General features: G+C 74.0%; 1 protein-coding gene. It reads left to right on the top strand.

Features of this window, described 5'->3' with window-relative positions; translation table 11 throughout:
* On the top strand, positions 1-2846 hold a 2846-nt coding region (gene dnaE / locus D8M29_RS10700), incomplete at both ends, for a DNA polymerase III subunit alpha (protein WP_127445960.1).

Here is a 2846-nt window from a genome sequence, read left to right as displayed (position 1 = left end):
CAGCCGGCACCCCGTGGGCCACCGTCGCCGAGCTCGCCGCCCCGGCGGCCGGCCGGGGCCCCACCGCCGCAAACCGAGACAACCCGCCCACCCCCGCGCTGTTCGTCCTCCTCGGCCCGGACTCGGACGTCGGCCGCCCCCTGGCCCGCCGCCGGTACGCGGCCGGCCTCGCCGCCCTGCGCCGCTGGAAGGCGGCCCTGCCCGCAGGCAGCCCCCACGCCGACGTCGTCACCCACCTCTCCGCCCCCGGCCGCCGCCTCGACACCGGGCACGCCGTGAAGACCCTCCGCGCCGCCCGCCAGGCCCGCATCCCCGCCGTCCTGACCAACGCCGTGCGCTACGCGGCCCCGGACGGTGCCGCCACCGCGGACGTCCTCGACGCCGTCCGTGCCCTCAGCTCCCTCGACGCCCTCCACGACCTGCAGCCCAACGGACAGGGCTGGCTCAAGTCCACCGCCGCCATGCACCGCATCGCCCACGAGGTCGCCTTCGCCGCCGACGACCGCCCCGCCCCCCTGCTCGAGGCCACCCGCCGCCTCGCCGAGGCCTGCGCACTCGACCCCGAGACCGACCTCGGCTGGGGCGTGCCCCGCGTCCCCGAGGCCGCCGTCATCGGCATCGACGGCCCCCCGGAGCACGTGCTGCGCGAGCGCACCCGCACCGGCCTCCTCGCCCGCTACCCCCACCTCCACACCGGGGGAGGCCTCCCCGGCACCAGCCAGGCGGCCCGAGACCTGCAGGACCGCGCCGAGCACGAGCTCGGCATCATCACCCGACTCGGCTTCTCCTCCTACTTCCTCACCGTGGCCGCCGTCGTCGACCTCATCGAGGGCATGGGCATCCGCGTGGCCGCCCGCGGCTCCGGCGCCTCCTCCCTCGTCAACCACGCCCTGCGCATCTCCCATGTCGACCCCATGGCCAACGGCCTGATCATGGAGCGCTTCCTCTCCACCGACCGCTCCACCCTCCCGGACATCGACATCGACGTGGAGTCCGCCCGCCGCCACGAGATCTACCGCGCCGTCGTCGATCGCTTCGGCGCCGAGCGCACCACCCTCATGAGCATGCAGAACGCCTACCGGGCCCGCGGCGCCGTCCGCGACGCCGGCCTCGCCCTCGGCATGCCCGAACCCGAGGTGGACGCCATCGCCAAGCAGCTCTGGCGCTTCTCCGCCTCGAACTTCCGCGAGGCACTCCAGCGCATGCCCGAACTCGGCGGCCTCTCCCGCCGCATCGAGTCCGGCCGCGCCGAGGGCGACCGCCAGCTGGACCTGCTCGTCGACCTCACCGAACGCCTCGACCGCCTGCCCCGCCACATCTCCATGCACCCCTGCGGCGTCATCCTCGGCGACGCCACCCTGCTGCACCGCACCCCCGTCCAGCCCTCCGGCATGGGCCTGCCCATGAGCCAGTTCGACAAGCACGACATGGACCCCATGGGCTTCCTCAAGCTCGACATCCTCGGCGTGCGCATGCAGTCCGCCATCGCCTACACGATCGCCGAGGTCGAACGCACCACGGGCGAGCGCATCGACCTCGAACAGGTGCCCCTCGACGACCCCGCCACCTACGCGATGATCCGCACCACCCACACCCTCGGCTGCTTCCAGATCGAGTCCCCGGGCCAGCGCGAACTCGTCGGCAAACTCGCCCCCCGCGAGTTCAACGACCTCACCGTGGACATCTCCCTCTTCCGCCCCGGCCCCATGCAGTCCGACATGGTCCGACCCTTCCTCGAACAGCGGCACGGCTGGGCACCCGCCCACTACCCGCACCCCGACCTGCGGCCCGTCCTCGCCGAGACCCACGGGGTCACCGTCTTCCACGAACAGGTCCTACGCACCATGGACGTCATGACCGGCTGCGGACTGGCCCGCGCCGACGAGCACCGCCGCCTCCTCGGCGGCCCGCAGGAACACCTCGTCGAAGAGGCCTTCCGCACCGGCGCCCTCGCCCGCGGCTACTCCCTCGAAGTCATCGACGAGGTCTGGGCCACCCTCTCCGCCTTCGGCTCCTTCGGCTTCTGCAAGGCCCACGGCGCCGCCTTCGCCGTCCCCACCTACCACTCCGCCTGGCTCAAGACCCACCACCCCGCCGCCTTCATGGCCGCCATCCTCGAACACGACCCCGGCATGTACCCCGCCCGCCTCATGGTCGCCGAGGCCCGCCGCATGGGCATCCCCGTCCTCCCCGTGGACGTCAACGCCTCCTCCCGCCACGTCCACGTCGAGTGGGTCCCCGCCCACCCCGAGATCGACGACGGCGCCCCCGGCCGCTGGGGCATCCGCCTGCCCCTCACCAGCCTCTCCGGACTCAGCGAAGCCGAGACCGACCGCCTCGACGCCGGCCGTCCCTACCGCTCCCTCGCCGACGTCCGCGACCGCGCCCGCCCCACCGCCCGCAACCTCGAACGCCTCGCCCAGCTCGGCGCCCTCGACTGCCTCCTCCCACCCGGCGGCGCCTCCCGCACCGACCTCGTCCACCACCTCGAACTCCAGCACTCCACCACCCGCGGCACCGCCCCCGGCCGCACCGCCCCGCGCTCGCGGTCCGCCCGTCCACGGCAGGTGGAGGGCCAGCTGGCCCTGGACCTGCCGGACACCGAGCTCACCGCCCTCGCCCCGCTCTTCCCGGACCCGGGCCCGGCCGCCCGGGTCCGCACCGAGCTGGAGCTCACCGCCCTGGACGTCACCGCCCACCTCATGGACTCCCACGCCCCGTACCTGGTGGTGCCCAACGCCGGCAACGCCGACACCGTGGTCGCCGCCTTCCAGGAGCGAGCCGCCGGCTTCGACGTCACGGTCACCGATGAATCGGCCGCCACCTCCCTGATCGCCGTCCAAGGA

The sequence above is a fragment of the Micrococcus sp. HSID17227 genome (genome assembly GCF_003989405.1).
GTDB classification, from domain to species: domain Bacteria; phylum Actinomycetota; class Actinomycetes; order Actinomycetales; family Micrococcaceae; genus Micrococcus; species Micrococcus luteus.
This window is presented reverse-complemented; position numbering and strand designations above follow the sequence as displayed.